Annotated in this window: 11 protein-coding genes; 6 read left to right on the forward strand and 5 right to left on the reverse strand. The window is 71.4% G+C overall.

Features of this window, described 5'->3' with window-relative positions; all coding sequences use genetic code 11:
- Positions 1-110: 110 nt before the first annotated feature.
- The gene (gene rhaI / locus ACFTWP_RS08430) at positions 111-1,277 is read right to left on the reverse strand and encodes an L-rhamnose isomerase (protein ID WP_380263470.1); all 1,167 of its coding nucleotides are present in this window, start codon (positions 1,275-1,277) and stop codon (positions 111-113) included.
- Between the two features lie 161 nt (positions 1,278-1,438).
- On the opposite strand from rhaI, the gene ACFTWP_RS08435 reads away from it, so the two are divergent.
- Positions 1,439-2,458 carry a LacI family DNA-binding transcriptional regulator gene (locus ACFTWP_RS08435; RefSeq protein ID WP_380263471.1) on the forward strand — a complete coding sequence of 340 codons (1,020 nt, stop codon included), beginning with the start codon at positions 1,439-1,441 and terminating at the stop codon, positions 2,456-2,458.
- Between the two features lie 94 nt (positions 2,459-2,552).
- Here ACFTWP_RS08435 and ACFTWP_RS08440 read toward each other — a convergent pair whose 3' ends face one another.
- Complete coding sequence (locus ACFTWP_RS08440) at positions 2,553-3,593, reverse strand: LacI family DNA-binding transcriptional regulator (RefSeq protein ID WP_380263472.1); 1,041 nt, start codon at positions 3,591-3,593, stop codon at positions 2,553-2,555.
- Positions 3,594-3,835: 242 nt separating this feature from the next.
- On the opposite strand from ACFTWP_RS08440, the gene ACFTWP_RS08445 reads away from it, so the two are divergent.
- Together ACFTWP_RS08445 and ACFTWP_RS08450 are read left to right on the forward strand one after the other, a co-directional pair.
- On the forward strand, positions 3,836-5,152 hold the full coding sequence (locus ACFTWP_RS08445) for an ABC transporter substrate-binding protein (protein ID WP_380263473.1): 1,317 nt from the start codon (positions 3,836-3,838) through the stop codon (positions 5,150-5,152).
- 104 nt (positions 5,153-5,256) lie between these two features.
- Positions 5,257-6,141 (forward strand): carbohydrate ABC transporter permease, encoded by an 885-nt coding sequence (locus ACFTWP_RS08450; protein ID WP_380263474.1) that lies wholly within the window; start codon positions 5,257-5,259, stop codon positions 6,139-6,141.
- On the opposite strand, the gene ACFTWP_RS08455 is transcribed toward ACFTWP_RS08450, so the two are convergent.
- Complete coding sequence (locus ACFTWP_RS08455; RefSeq protein ID WP_380263475.1) at positions 6,128-6,259, reverse strand: hypothetical protein; 132 nt, start codon at positions 6,257-6,259, stop codon at positions 6,128-6,130. The two genes, ACFTWP_RS08450 and ACFTWP_RS08455, sit on opposite strands and share 14 nt — an antisense overlap.
- Between ACFTWP_RS08455 and ACFTWP_RS08460 the strand changes: the two genes are divergently transcribed.
- From ACFTWP_RS08460 to ACFTWP_RS08470, 3 genes are all read left to right on the forward strand, one after another.
- Complete coding sequence (locus ACFTWP_RS08460) at positions 6,246-7,049, forward strand: carbohydrate ABC transporter permease (RefSeq protein WP_286158151.1); 804 nt, start codon at positions 6,246-6,248, stop codon at positions 7,047-7,049. The two genes, ACFTWP_RS08455 and ACFTWP_RS08460, sit on opposite strands and share 14 nt — an antisense overlap.
- A gap of 91 nt (positions 7,050-7,140) precedes the next feature.
- Positions 7,141-9,714 (forward strand): family 78 glycoside hydrolase catalytic domain, encoded by a 2,574-nt coding sequence (locus tag ACFTWP_RS08465; protein WP_380263476.1) that lies wholly within the window; start codon positions 7,141-7,143, stop codon positions 9,712-9,714.
- 140 nt (positions 9,715-9,854) lie between these two features.
- Entirely contained in the window at positions 9,855-12,434 is a 2,580-nt protein-coding gene (locus ACFTWP_RS08470) for a glycoside hydrolase family 3 protein (RefSeq protein WP_380263477.1), read from the forward strand.
- 118 nt (positions 12,435-12,552) lie between these two features.
- On the opposite strand, the gene ACFTWP_RS08475 is transcribed toward ACFTWP_RS08470, so the two are convergent.
- Together ACFTWP_RS08475 and ACFTWP_RS08480 are read right to left on the reverse strand one after the other, a co-directional pair.
- The gene (locus ACFTWP_RS08475) at positions 12,553-13,197 is read right to left on the reverse strand and encodes a 3-oxoacid CoA-transferase subunit B (protein WP_380263478.1); all 645 of its coding nucleotides are present in this window, start codon (positions 13,195-13,197) and stop codon (positions 12,553-12,555) included.
- Complete coding sequence (locus ACFTWP_RS08480; protein WP_380263479.1) at positions 13,197-13,982, reverse strand: CoA transferase subunit A; 786 nt, start codon at positions 13,980-13,982, stop codon at positions 13,197-13,199. Before ACFTWP_RS08480 ends, ACFTWP_RS08475 begins: the two co-directional genes overlap by 1 nt.
- Positions 13,983-14,029: the final 47 nt, after the last annotated feature.

Genomic DNA, 14,029 nt, shown 5'->3' on the forward strand with positions numbered 1-14,029 from the left:
GGGAGGTCTTCCTGGTCGATCCGTGGGGTGGCGCCGGCGGGGTACGCGGGCCGGCCGGTGGTGTGCGCCGGAGTCCGGCCGGCCCGCGGGACGATGGGCCGGGGAGCGGGTCAGGCTCCCCAGCCGGCCTGTTCGCCGCCGACCCGTTCGGCGGCGGTCCGCTCGGCCCAGCCGGTGGCCCGGTAGGCGGCGAGCGGGTCGGCGTTCAGGCCCTGCTCCTCGCGGACCTCGCGCAGGAGGGGGCGGACGTCGGTGGCGAAGGCGTCCATCAGGACGGCGTTCGCCGCCAGCACGTCGCCGCCGCGCTGGGCGGCGCCGAGCGCGTCCGCGTCGACCAACAGGGCCTTGGCGGTGGCCTCCTGGACGTTCATCACCGAGCGGATGACGGCCGGGATCTTCGCCTCGATGTTGTGGCACTGGTCGAGCATGAACGCGACGCCGGCCTGCTCGTCCAGGCCGCCGTTCCTGACGACCTCGTGCATGATCCGGAACAGCTGGAACGGATCGGCCGCACCGGCCATCAGGTCGTCGTCGGCGTAGAAGCGGGAGTTGAAGTCGAAGCCGCCGAGCTTCCCCTCGCGGAGCAGGAAGGCGACGATGAACTCGATGTTGGTGCCCGGCGCGTGGTGCCCGGTGTCGACGACGACCTGGGCCTTCGGCCCGAGCCGCAGACAGTGGGCGAAGGCGGTGCCCCAGTCGGGGACGTCCATCGTGTAGAAGGCGGGCTCGAAGAGCTTGTACTCCAGCAGGATCCGCTGGTCGTCGCCGAGCCGTGCGTACACCTCGCCGAGGGCCTGGGCCAGGCGGTCCTGGCGGGCGGCGACGTCGTCCTGGCCGGGGTAGTTGGTGCCGTCGGAGAACCACAGCTTGAGGTCGCGCGAGCCGGTGGCGTCCATGATGTCGACGCACTCCAGCAGGTGGTCGACGGCCTTGCGCCGCACCCGCGGGTCCGGGTTGGTGACCGAGCCGAGCTTGTAGTCGTCGTCCTGGAAGACGTTGGCGTTGATCGCGCCGAGCTCCAGCCCGAGGCTCCCGGCGTGGGCGGCGAGCCTGCCGTAGTCCTCGACGCGGTCCCAGGGGATGTGCAGGGAGACCTTGGGGGCCACGCCGGTGGCGGCGTGCACCCGGGCGGCGTCCGCGAGCTTCTCGTACGGGTCGCGGGGCACGCCCGGCTGGGCGAACACCTTGAACCGCGTTCCCGAGTTTCCGTAGCCCCACGAGGGGGTCTCGATGCGCTGGTTCCTCAGCGCATCCTTCACTGCCGACGGCTCGGACACGGGCACCCCTTGAAGCAGTTGAATCGTTTCAAGAGGACGGTAAGCCGGATCCCGTTCCTCGTCAAGGCGGAACTGGTGTGACGAAACGAGCTGGCGTAACTTGGGTTCCACACCGCCCCAGGGGCCGGTGAATCTTTTCAACGGCCCGTACGGGGGAGCACATGGGTGGTACGGCTGGCATCAAGGACGTGGCGCGGCTCGCCGGGGTGTCCGTCGGCACGGTGTCGAACGTGATCAACCGCCCGGACATGGTCGGGGAGGACACCCGCCGCCGCGTCCAGGGCGCCATCGACCAGCTCGGCTACGTCCGCAGCGAATCCGCCCGCCAGCTCAGGGCCGGCCACAGCCGGATCATGGGGCTGCTGGTCCTCGACCTGGGCAACCCCTTCTTCGTCTCGGTGGCCAGGGGGGCCGAGCAGGCCGCCCGCGCGGCAGGCCTGGGCGTGATGGTCTGCAACAGCGCCCAGAGCCCCGCCGACGAGGCCGACTACCTGTCGCTCTTCGCCGAACAGCGGGTGCGCGGCGTGCTCCTCACACCGACGGACGCCACGGCGGCGGCGACAGCGGTGCTGCGCCGCAACAACGTCCCGTTCGTCCTCGTGGACCGCGTGCTGCCGGGCACCGAGGCCTGCTCGGTGGCGGTGGACGACGTCGCGGGTGGCGCGATGGCCGTCCGGCACCTGCTGGAGGGCGGGCACCGCCTGATCGCCTACGTGGGAGGCGGCCATCCGCTGCAGCAGGTGCGCGACCGGCGCGAGGGAGCCCTGGGAGCGGCGGCCCTGGCGGGGCACGGGCGGGAGTCCCTGGTCGACGTCCGGGTCGACCGCCTCGACGTCGAGGCGGGCCGGGACGCCGGTGCGCGCCTCCTCGGGCTGACGCCCAGGCCGACCGCCGTGTTCTGCGCCAACGACCTGCTGGCCCTGGGCGTCCTGCAGACGGCCTACGCCGCCGGCCTGCGGGTACCCGAGGACCTCGCGATCGTCGGGTACGACGACATCGAGTTCGCGGCGGCGGCCGCGGTGCCGCTGACCTCGGTGCGCCAGCCCGCGGAGACGATGGGCCGGACCGCGGCCGAGCTCCTGCTGGAGGAGACCGGTGACGGCGCGTCGGAGCACCGGCACCAGCAGGTCCTGTTCCAACCCGAGATCGTGGTCCGGCGCTCCAGCCTCCGGGGTGCGTGACGCCCTGCCCGTCCGGAGGCTTTGAAACCGTTCAACCGACGGGCGGGGCGCGGCACGGCCGACCGTGCCGCGCGCGTACCGGACGTGCTTCCCTTCAGTCGGCCTTCGGCGCTCCGGTGCTGCGGCGGACGACGAGACGGGGGGTCATGGAAGTCTGCATGGCCCGGGTCCGGTGCCCTTCGACGCGTTCCAGCAGCATCCGCGCCGCGGTGGACCCCATGGTGTGCCCGGCCTGGTCGACGCTGGTCAGCTGGACGGGGGCGAGGGCGGCGACGGCGGTGTTGTTGTACCCGACCAGCGACACGTCGCCGGGGATGTCCAGCCCCAGCTCGTGGGCGGCCCGGTAGACACCGAGCGCGGCCACGTCGGCACCGGCCATGACGGCCGTCGGGGGACGGGGGCCGCCCAGCAGCTGGAGTCCTGCGCGGTAGCCACCCTCGTCGGAGTAGTCCGTGGGGACCACCTCGGCGCGGTCCGCCAGTCCGTGACGCTCCATCGCCTCCCAGTAGCCGCCGGTCAGGACGATCTCCGGAGTGCGCTTCCACCGGCTCGCCCGGGTGCCGGGGGCCGCCAGCAAGGCGATCCTGCGGTGCCCGAGCGACACGAGGTGGTCCACCACCAGGCCGGCCCCCAGGTCGTCGGCGTCCACCACGGAATCGTGGACGGCGGAGGCGTCATGGTGGCCGATGATCACGGTCGGCGTCGTCTCGGCGGTGGCCAGGACCTCGGTGCGCGACGTCCCGGGGGCGATCAGGATCAGCCCGTCCATCTGGCGGTCCACCATCGCCCGCACGGTGCGGCCCTGGGCCTCGGCGCCGAAACCCGCGGCCCCGATCATCAGGGTGTAGTCGCCGTCGCGCAGTTGCTCCTGGATGCCGTCGATGATGTCGGCGAAGAAGGTGTTGCGCAGGTTGTCCAGCAGGACTCCTATCGTGTAGGTCCGGCCTCGCATCCCCCGCGCCGCCGCGTGCGGACGGTAGTCCAGCTCGGCCATCGCGGCGCGGACCCGCTCCTGCATGGCGGCGCTCACCCCGTAGGCGTTGCGCAGGACCTTGGACACGGCTGCCGTGGACACGCCGGCGTGCTGGGCCACGTCCGTGATGGTCACGCGCTTCGAGCGGTTTGCCGGCTCCATGCGGGGCACTCCTCCAGTCTCATTGGATGAATAACGTTCTACACGATTCTTCCAGGCCAGAGGCTCCTTCTGGAAGAGATGACCGCGACGTTACATCCTCGTGTCTTGACGCGAAAGGCCCACACAGGCACTGTAGTGGCACTTCCAGCGGAGAACGTTCTACACAACCGGGACCCCATCTGAGCGCGTCCCGCCGTTCTCGCCGCGATGCCTCCTCCTCAATGACGCCAGGGAGCACAGCCGTGACCATCTCCTCCACCCGCCCCGGTAGAGCGCGCCTCGTCGGCCTCACCGCCAGTGCCGCCACCGTGGTCCTCCTCGCCTCCGCCTGCGGCAGCACCGGCTCGGGCACCGCCGCCGCGCCCAAGGACTTCAGCTACCTCTCGGTCGTGGAGAACACCGCCGTCAAGACGTCCCTCACCACCCTCTCCCAGGGCGCCTGCACCACGCAGAACACCGCACTGCCCCTCAAGGTCGACACCGTTCCGCAGACCGGCCTCGACCAGAAGCTGCAGCTGCTGGCCGGCCAGGGTGCCCTCCCCGTGCAGTTCGCCGCCGGCAACGCCCCGGCCCTGACCAACCAGCTCTTCAAGTCCGGCAAGGTCGCCGACCTGGAGGACGAGCTCACCAAGCTCGGTGTGTACGACCAGCTCCAGCCGGCAGCCGTCTCCACCATCGAGGCGCTGTACGAGGGCAAGCTCGCCGTCCTGCCGTACGAGTACAACATCGAGGGCATCTTCTTCAACAAGAAGCTGTTCGCCGAGCACGGCCTCGCGACCCCCAGGACCTGGGACGAGCTGGTCACCACCGCCGGCAAGCTGCAGGACGCGGGCGTGCAGCCCTTCGCCGCCTCCGGTCAGCAGGGCTGGCCGCTCACCCGGCTCGTCAGCGGCTACCTCTACCGCAGCCTCGGCCCGAACGCGATGGAGCACATCGCCAACGGCACGGCCAAGTTGACCGACCCGGAGTACGTGGCCGCCGCCGCCAAGGTCGCCGACCTCGGCAAGAAGGGCTACTTCGGCCAGGGCGTCGGATCGATCGACTACGACACCGCGATGAACCAGTTCCTCAGCGGCAAGGCCGGCATGTTCTACATGGGCAGCTGGGCGCTGTCGAACATCGCCGACGCCAAGCAGAACACGGTGGGCGCGGAGAACGTCGGCTTCATGCCCTTCCCCGCGGTGGCCGGTGGCAAGGGCTCGATCGACCAGTACCCCTCCAACGTCGGGCTCCCGATCGCCCTGAACTCCAAGAGCTTCGACAAGAAGACCGGCGAGTGGGTGAAGTGCATCGCCCAGAACTACGGCAGCACCGCCCTGAAGGACCAGGGCACGATCTCCGGGTTCAAGGTCAACACCCCCGTCCCCGACAAGAACGCCGTCACCAAGCAGATCCGGGAGACGATCGACGGCTCCAAGCAGAACGTCCTCTGGTTCGAGGCCCTGTTCAGCACGAAGGCCACGACCGTCAGCCAGTCCAACGCGGCCTCCCTGGTCACCGGCAGCACCAGCCCGGAGAAGTTCATGCAGCTGGTGCAGGAAGCCCAGTCCGGCCAGTGAGCCCGCGCCGACGGCCCGGGAGCGGACCGTGGCAGGTTGCGCCACCGCTCCCGGGCCGACGGCCGCCCGGCCACTCGATCTCCTACACAACGAAGGACACGACCATGCACCGCGTACTCGGTGACCGCAGGGCCATCATGATTCTGGTGGGGCCAGCCCTGCTCGTGTACTCCCTCATCATGCTCGTCCCGATGGTGTGGTCACTGGGCTACGCGTTCACCACGGGCAACGCCATCGACGGCTTCACCTGGAGCGGGCTGGAGAACTTCCGGCACCTGCTCTCGGACTCGACCGTCCACTCCTCCCTGTGGTTCACCGTCAAGTACGCGGTCGTCGTCACCATCGGCCAGGTCCTGGCCGGCTACGCGCTCGCCCTGCTCTACACCTTCTACCTGAAGCGGGCCTCGGCGTTCATCCGCACCCTGGTCTTCTTCCCCGTGGTGCTGCCGACCGTGGCCGTCGGCCTGCTCTTCCAGAAGTTCTTCCAGGTCGCCCCGCAGACCGGGCCGGTCAACTCGCTGCTGAACATGGTCGGCATCGAGTCGATCGACTGGTTCGGCAGCGCCGGCAGCGCCTTCTGGGTGCTCGTCGTCATGGACGTCTGGCGCTCGATGGGCTTCTACGCCGTCCTGCTCTTCGCCGGCCTGGTGGACATCCCGGAGGAGGTCCTCGAATCGGCCCGCCTGGACGGCGCCTCCGGGCTGCGGCTGATCCGGCACATCATCCTGCCGCTCTCCTTCCCGGTCCTCATGTCGTCCGTGATCTTCAGCATCAACGGCACCCTGAAGGTCTTCGACTCCGTCGTGGCCCTCACCGGCGGCGGCCCCGGCAACGCGACCACACCGCTGACCCTCTACATGTTCCAGACGTCCTTCACCTACAGCGAGTACGGCTACGGCAGCGCGATCGCCCTGCTGCTGACCGTGCTGTGCCTGCTGGTGACCCTGGTCGTCTTCCGCGTCTCGCGGCGCGACCTCACGAAGGGCTGACCCCGATGTCCACCGACGCGCCGCCGCAGATCCGGGTCTCCCGCCCCTCCCACGGAAGCCGCCGCTCCCGCCCGCCGAGGCGCTCCCGCCTCGGGAGGCTCTGGGTGAAGGCAGTCATCGGGATCCTCCTCGTCATCGAGGTCTACCCGCTGGTCTGGATGTTCCTCACCTCGCTGAAGTCCAACAGCGACTACCTCAACAACTCCACCTGGAGCCTGCCCACCACCTGGGAGTGGGGCAACTACACCGAGGCCTGGACCACCGGCCACATCGGCCTGTACGTCCGCAACAGCCTCCTGGCGGTCGTCCCCTCGCTCGCCCTGATCCTCCTCATGGGCGCGGCCGCGGGCTTCGCCCTGCAGATCATGGTCTGGAAGGGCCGGAGCCTGACGCTCCTGATCTTCCTGGCCGGTGTCATGGTGCCCGCCCAGATGATCCTGCTCCCGCTGTTCTCCGTCTACTTCCGCACCGGCATCTCCGGCACGCTGTGGCCGCTGATCCTCACCTACACCGGCACGGGCCTGCCGCTGACGGTGTTCATGATGGCGACCTACTACAAGTCCGTTCCCCGCGAGGTGTTCGAGGCCTCGACCCTCGACGGCGCGAGCATCCTGCGGTCGTTCTGGACGATCAGCCTGCCCATGGTCCGCAACGCCATCCTGACCGTCGGCCTGGTCCAGTTCTTCTTCATCTGGAACGACCTGCTCGTCGCGCTGACCTTCACCAACAGCCAGGACCTGCGCACCGTCCAGGTAGGCCTGCTGAACTTCACCGGCGACTTCGGCTCCACCCAGTACGGCCCGCTGTTCGCCGCGATCTGCATCAACGTGCTCGGCACGCTGCTGATCTACCTCTTCCTCAACCAGAAGGTCATGAAGGGCCTCACGGGAGGCGCCGTCAAGGGCTGACACCCGCACCGCTCCCCCACCCCCGCACACACGGGGGCCGCACCACCCACGTCACGGAAGGTCCCCTGTGTTGCACCTCCAGCCTGCCCCGGTGTCGTTCGAACAACTGCCGGACGGCCTCGGCATCGGCGTCCCCGCGCCCCGCCTCTCCTGGGTGCTACCCGCCGGCGCCCCGGTGCAGGACGCGTACGAGATCGAGACCGTCCGCGCCGGCCGCGTCCACCGCACCGGCCGCACCTCCGGGGCCGACCAGGTCCTGGTGCCCTGGCCGGGCGAGCCGCTGGCCTCGCGGGAACGGGCCGCCGTCCGGGTCCGGACCTGGGCTCCGAACGGGGAGCGGCCCTCCCCGTGGAGCGAGCCGAGCACCGTCGAGGCCGGCCTGCTGCACGCCGCCGACTGGGTCGCGGTGCCCGTCGGCGGCGCGTGGGCGGAGGCCCCGGACTCCGACCGGCGCCCCTCCCGCGTCCGCAAGGACTTCGCCGTCACCGCGCCCGTCGAGCGGGCCCGCCTGCACGTCACCGCGCACGGCCTGTACGAGGCCGAGATCAACGGCCGGCGCGTCGGTGACGACATCCTCGCCCCCGGCTGGACCGTCTACCCGCACCGGCTGCGCTACCGCACCTACGACGTCACCGACCACCTCGGGCCGGGCGCCAACACCATCGGCGCGTGGCTCGGCGACGGCTGGTACCGCGGCCGCTTCGGCTTCGACGGCGGCACCCGCGACATCTACGGGGGCGACCTCTCGCTCGTCGCCCAGCTGGAGATCACCCACACCGACGGCAGCACCACCGTCGTCGCCACCGACGGCACGTGGAGCGCCGCCCCCGGCCCGATCCTCACCAGCGGCCTGTACGAGGGCGAGACCTTCGACGCCCGCCTCGACGACCCGCACTGGTCGACCCCCGACCGCACCGACCCCGAGCCCTGGACGGCCGTCTCCGTCGGCACTCGCGACCCGCACACCCTCGTCGCACCGCAGGGCCCGGCGGTGCGCTGCACCCAGGAGATCGCCCCGGTCACCGTCACCCGCACGGCGGACGGCCGGCATCTCCTGGACTTCGGCCAGAACCTCGTCGGCCGGCTGCGCGTCACCGTCGACGGGCCGCCCGGCACCCGGATCACCCTGCGCCACGCCGAGGTCCTGCAAGGCGGCGAGCTGGCCACCGGCCCCCTGCGCGAGGCCCACGCCACCGACGTGCTCGTGCTGGCCGGCGACGGCCCCCGCACCTGGGAGCCCCGCTTCACGCTGCACGGCTTCCGCCACGCCGAGATCACCGGCTGGCCCGGCGAGCTGACCGACGGCGCCGTGACCGCCCGGGTGTACCACACGGACATGCGCCGCACCGGCTGGTTCGAGTGCAGCGACCCGCTGGTCAACCGCCTGCACGAGAACGTGGTGTGGAGCATGCGCGGCAACTTCGTCGACATACCCACCGACTGCCCGCAACGCGACGAACGCCTCGGCTGGACCGGAGACATCCAGGTCTTCGCCCCCACCGCGAGCTACCTCTACGACTGCGCCGGCATGCTCGACTCCTGGCTCACCGACGTCGGCATCGAACAGCTCCCCGACGGCACCGTACCCTGGTACGTCCCCGTCATCCCCGGCAACGACGTCTGGACCCCGATCCGGCCCGGCGCCGCCTGGGGCGACGTCGCCGCCCTCACCCCCTGGGTGCTGTACCGGCGCTTCGGCGACCTCGACCTGCTCCGCCGTCACTACCCCACCGGTCGGGCCTGGGTCGACCTCGTGGAGCGCCTCGCCGGCCCGACCCGGCTGTGGGACACCGGGTTCCAGCTCGGCGACTGGCTCGACCCCGTCGCACCGCCCGAGGACCCGGCGGCCGGCCGCACCGACCGCCACCTCGTCGCCACCGCCCACTTCGCGCGCTCCGCCCGGCACCTGTCCTGGTCCGCGCGGGACCTGGGCGAGGACGACGACGCCCGACGCTACGCCGCGCTCGCGGACGAGGTCGCCGCCGCGTTCCGCGACCGGTACGTCCTGCCCTCCGGCCGGATGACCAGCGACAGCCCCACCGCCTACTGCCTCGCCATCGCCTTCGACCTGCTCGACGACCCCGCCGCGCGCACCCGCGCCGGCGATCGGCTCGCCGCCCTCGTCCTGCGCGACGACGCCCGCATCGCCACCGGCTTCGTCGGCACCCCGCTGATCTGCGACGCACTCGCCGAGACCGGCCACCTCGACGTCGCGTACCGGCTGCTCACCCAGACCGAGTGCCCCTCCTGGCTCTACACCGTCACGCAGGGGGCCACCACCGTCTGGGAGCGCTGGGACAGCCTGCGTCCCGACGGCACCCTCAACCCCGGCGGCATGACCTCCTTCAACCACTACGCCCTCGGCGCCGTCGCGGACTGGCTGCACCGCACCGTCGGCGGCATCGCCCCCGCCGCACCGGGCTACCGCGCCCTCACCTACCGGCCCCGCCCCGGCGGCGGCATCACCTGGGCGAACACCCGCCACGAAACCCCCTACGGCACGGCAGCGCTGTCCTGGGAACTGACCCCGGACGGCATGACCACCCACGTCACCGTGCCCGCCGGATGCCTCGGCACGGTGGACCTCCCCGGACTCGACCCGATCACCGTCGGGCCGGGCGAGCACACCGTCACCACGGCAGCACCCGCGCACCGCGCCGCATAGCGACGGCGCGTTCCCGGCTCCCGACCCCACCGGGCGGGAGCCGGCGCACCGGTCCGAGGCCGGTACGGGGCACTGCCGGACCAGCACACCAGGCACCACCCCTGATCAGTACCTCTCCCCCACCTGAGGAGTACGGAAGAATGAATCGTTCCAGAGGTATGTCCCGGCGTCAGATCATGACCGCCGCCGTGCTGGGCGGCGCGGGCGCGCTGGCCACGAGCGTGCCCGCCACCGCCGCCACCCGGGCCGCCGCACCCGCGCCGACCGGCCCGACCGCCACGGCCACCCCGCCCGCGCAGCCGTGGCGCAACCCCGCCACGCCCGCGTCCTGGCGGGCCGACACCCTGCTGAACGCGATGACGCACGAGGAGCGGGTCACCCTCATCACCGCCGTCGATCCCGCGGACTACAAGCCCCTGGAGCACCTCGGCATCCCCGCGATGACCCGCGTCGACGCCTCCGACGGCCTGCGCGGCGACAAGGGCGTCACCGCCTTCCCCGCCCCCAACGCCCTGGCCGCCACCTTCGACGGCGATCTCGCCGAGAGGTACGGCCGGGCCGTCGGCGCCGAGGCCCGGGCCAAGGGCTGGAACGTCCTGCTCGGCCCGACCGTCGACATCGACCGCAACCCGCGCAACGGCCGCGAGGCCGAGTCCTACGGCGAGGACCCGCTCGTCAACGGCCTGATCGGCGCGGCCGTCACCCGCGGCTTCCAGCAGAACGGCGTCATCGCGCAGGTCAAGCACTTCACCGTCTACAACCAGGAGGAGGGCCGCAACTCGCTCGACGTGCGGGTCTCCGAGCGGGCCCTGCGCGAGCTGTACTACCCGGCCTTCGAGCACGCCGTCCGCGACGGCGGAGCCCTGTCGGTCATGGGCTCCTACCCGAAGGTCAACGGCGTCCACGCCTGCCAGAACGCGCACCTCATCACCGCCCTCAAGCAGGACCTCGGCCTCCAGGGCTACCTGGGCACCGACTTCCAGCCCTCCGCCGACCCGGTGGAGATGATCAAGGCCGGTGTCGACTCCGGCGCGCTGGAGCCCGACGTCCCCAAGGCCGCGTTCTCCGACGGGCGCATCCCGCCGGAGCGCACCCTCGACGCGGCCCGCCGCACCCTGTTCGCACTCTTCGCCTCCGGCGCCTTCGACAACCCGCTGCCCGCCCCCGCGGACACCGTCACCACACCCGCGCACCAGGAGCTGGCCCGGGTGACGGGCGAGCAGGCCACCGTCCTGCTCAAGAACACCGCCGGACTGCTGCCGCTCCGGAAGAACAAGACGATCGCCGTCATCGGCCCGGCCGGCAAGGACGCCGTCACCGGCGTCGAGGGCTCCTCCTACGTCGACCCGGGCGCCTTCACCACAGCCGCCGAGGCGATCGCGGCGAAGGCCGGCGCCTCCCGCGTCATCCTCGCGCAGGGCTCGTACGGCGACGTCGCCCTGCCGGTCGTCCCCGCGGGCACCTTCAGCACCCCGGACGGGCAGCCCGGCCTGCGCGCCGAGTTCTTCGGCAACGAGACCCTGGGCGGCGCCCCGGTCGTCACCGCGACCACCGCCAACGTCGACTTCCGCTGGGGCGACCCGGTCGGCGGCCTGCCCGCCAAGTGGTCGGCCCGCTGGACCGGTACCCTCACCCCCACCACCACGGGCTGGGTGCGGTTCTCCACCCTGCTCTCCGGCGCGGCCAAACTCGTCGTCGACGGGCAGACCGTCCTCGACGACTCCCGCTTCGTGTGGGACTTCTTCTTCGCCCCGCAGGAGTACACCCTCGGCGGCGTCACCTGGCTCACCGCCGGGAAGACCGTCCAGGTCACGGTCGAGTACTCCACCAGGGACGTCGGCTTCAACGGCCCGAGCATGAAGCTCTGCTGGCAGCCCGACTCCCTCATCCCGGAGGCCGTCGAGGCGGCGAAGAAGGCCGACGTGGCCGTCGTCTTCGTCAACAACTTCGTCGGCGAGGCGATCGACCGCGACAACCTGAGCCTGCCCGGCGACCAGGACCAGCTCGTCCGGGCCGTCGCCGCGGCCAACCCCAACACCGTGGTCGTCCTCAACACCTCCGGCCCGATGCTGATGCCGTGGCTCCCCGACGTGAAGGGCGTCCTCCAGGCCTGGTACCAGGGCGCCGCCACCGGCACCAGCATCGCCAACGTGCTCTACGGCGACGCCGAGCCCGGCGGCCGGCTCCCCGTCACCTTCCCCGCCCGCGAGGACCAGGGCCCGGCGACCTACACCGGTGGCAAGAACGACGGCTCGAACGGCACCGTCGTCTACGACGAAGGCATCTACGTCGGCTACAAGTGGTACGACAGGAACCGGCAGAAGCCGCTCTTCCCGTTCGGCCACGGCCTGTCGTACACCACCTTCGCCTACGACCGGCTGAACCTGCGCGACCTCGACCTCCACAGCCCGCGCGACACCGCCTCCGTGCGGGTCGAGGTCCGCAACACCGGCCGGCGCACCGGCTCCGACGTCGTACAGGTCTACATCGGCCACCTGCCCACGAGGACCGACACCCCGGCGAAGACGCTCGTCGGCTTCGCCCGGGTCCCGCTCCAGCCCGGTCAGCGCGAGATGGTCACCATCGAGATCGACCGCCGCAAACTCTCCTACTGGAACGAGGACAAGGGCCGCTGGGAGACCCCCACCGGCAAGGTCCCCGTCCACGTCGGCCGCTCCGTCGACGACATCCGCCTCACCGGCACCATCACCGTCAGGTAGGCCGGGCCCGGGCCGCGCAGTTCCACGGGTGCCCGCCGGAGACCCTCTCCGGCGGGCACCCGTGTCCGTGTCCGGCTCCACCCCGATTCGGGGCGCTGCGGAGCCGGTACCGACGGGGTCAGCCGGTCGGCACGCGAACGTGCAGGGGTGCGGCGGTGGCGGCCACGACGTCCTCGGTGGTGACGCCGGGAGCGGTCTCGACCAGGACGAGGCCGTCGGGGGTGACGTCGAGGACGGCGAGGTCGGTGATGATGCGGTGGACACAGGCCCGGCCGGTCAGGGGCAGGGTGCACGCGTCGAGGATCTTGGAGGTGCCGTCCTTGGCGGTGTGCTCGGTGAGCACGATGACGCGGCGGGCGCCGTGGACGAGGTCCATCGCGCCGCCCATGCCCTTGACCATCTTCCCGGGGATCATCCAGTTGGCGAGGTCGCCGGTGGCGGAGACCTGCATGGCGCCGAGGACGGCGGTGTCGATGTGGCCGCCGCGGATCATGCCGAAGGACAGCGCGGAGTCGAAGAACGCGGCGCCGGGCAGGACGGTGACGGTCTCCTTGCCGGCGTTGATCAGGTCGGCGTCGACCGCCTCCGCGGCCGGGTAGGGGCCGGTGCCGAGGATGCCGTTCTCGGAGTGGAGGACGACGTGGACGCCGTCGGGCAGGTGGTTGGGGATCAGGGTCGGCAGGCCGATGCCCAGGTTGACGTAGCTGCCGGGGGTGAGTTCGCGGGCGGCACGGGCCGCCATCCGGTCGCGGGTCCAGGCCATCAGGCGTGCACCGTCCTTCGTGCCGGGGGCGCGGAGACGGTGCGCCGTTCGATGTTCTTGTCGGTGGCCTGGGCCGGGGTGAGTTCGACGACGCGTTGGACGAACACGCCGGGCAGGTGGATCTCGTCGGGGTCGAGCACTCCGGGCTCGACGAGTTCCTCGACCTCGGCGATGGTGATCCGGCCGGCCATCGCGGCGAGCGGGTTGAAACTACGGGCCGCCTTGCGGAACACGAGGTTGCCGTGCCGGTCGCCGCGTGCCGCGCGCACCAGGGCGTAGTCACAGGTGATGCCGTGCTCCAGCACGTACGAGCGGCCGTCGAAGGTACGGACCTCCTTGGCGGGCGAGGCGAGGGCCACGCCGCCTCCGCCGGCGATGTAGCGCCAGGGCAGGCCCCCGTCCGCGACCTGGGTGCCGACCCCGGCCGGGGTGAAGAACGCGGGGATGCCGCAGCCTCCGGCGCGCAGCCGCTCCGCCAGGGTGCCCTGCGGGGTGAGTTCGACCTCCAGCTCGCCGCCGAGGTACTGGCGGGCGAACTCCTTGTTCTCGCCAACGTAGGAGGCGGTGACCCTGACGATCCGTCCGGCGGCGAGCAGGATTCCGAGCCCCGCGCCGTCGACACCGCAGTTGTTCGACACCACGCGCAGGCCGCTCGCGCCGCTCGCGAAGAGCGACTCGATGAGTGTGGTGGGGATGCCGCTGAGGCCGAAGCCGCCGACGGCCAGGGAGGCGCCGTCGGGGATGTCGGCGACGGCGTCGGCCGCACTCGTACTCACTTTGTCCATGGGATGTGCTTCCTCTCAGGAGGCGAGGCCGGGCAATGCCGTGGGGC

Source organism: Kitasatospora sp. NPDC057015 (assembly GCF_042673745.1).
Classification (GTDB): Bacteria; Actinomycetota; Actinomycetes; order Streptomycetales; family Streptomycetaceae; genus Kitasatospora.

Excerpts from the sequence above, each read along its gene's own strand:
- ACFTWP_RS08470 (WP_380263477.1), top strand. The coding sequence starts at position 9,855 with ATGAATCGTTCCAGAGGTATGTCCCGGCGTCAGATCATGACCGCCGCC.
- ACFTWP_RS08455 (WP_380263475.1), bottom strand. The coding sequence starts at position 6,259 with ATGACTGCCTTCACCCAGAGCCTCCCGAGGCGGGAGCGCCTCGGCGGG.
- ACFTWP_RS08450 (WP_380263474.1), top strand. The coding sequence starts at position 5,257 with ATGCACCGCGTACTCGGTGACCGCAGGGCCATCATGATTCTGGTGGGG.
- ACFTWP_RS08440 (WP_380263472.1), bottom strand. The coding sequence starts at position 3,593 with ATGGAGCCGGCAAACCGCTCGAAGCGCGTGACCATCACGGACGTGGCC.
- ACFTWP_RS08435 (WP_380263471.1), top strand. The coding sequence starts at position 1,439 with ATGGGTGGTACGGCTGGCATCAAGGACGTGGCGCGGCTCGCCGGGGTG.
- ACFTWP_RS08480 (WP_380263479.1), bottom strand. The coding sequence starts at position 13,982 with ATGGACAAAGTGAGTACGAGTGCGGCCGACGCCGTCGCCGACATCCCC.
- ACFTWP_RS08475 (WP_380263478.1), bottom strand. The coding sequence starts at position 13,197 with ATGGCCTGGACCCGCGACCGGATGGCGGCCCGTGCCGCCCGCGAACTC.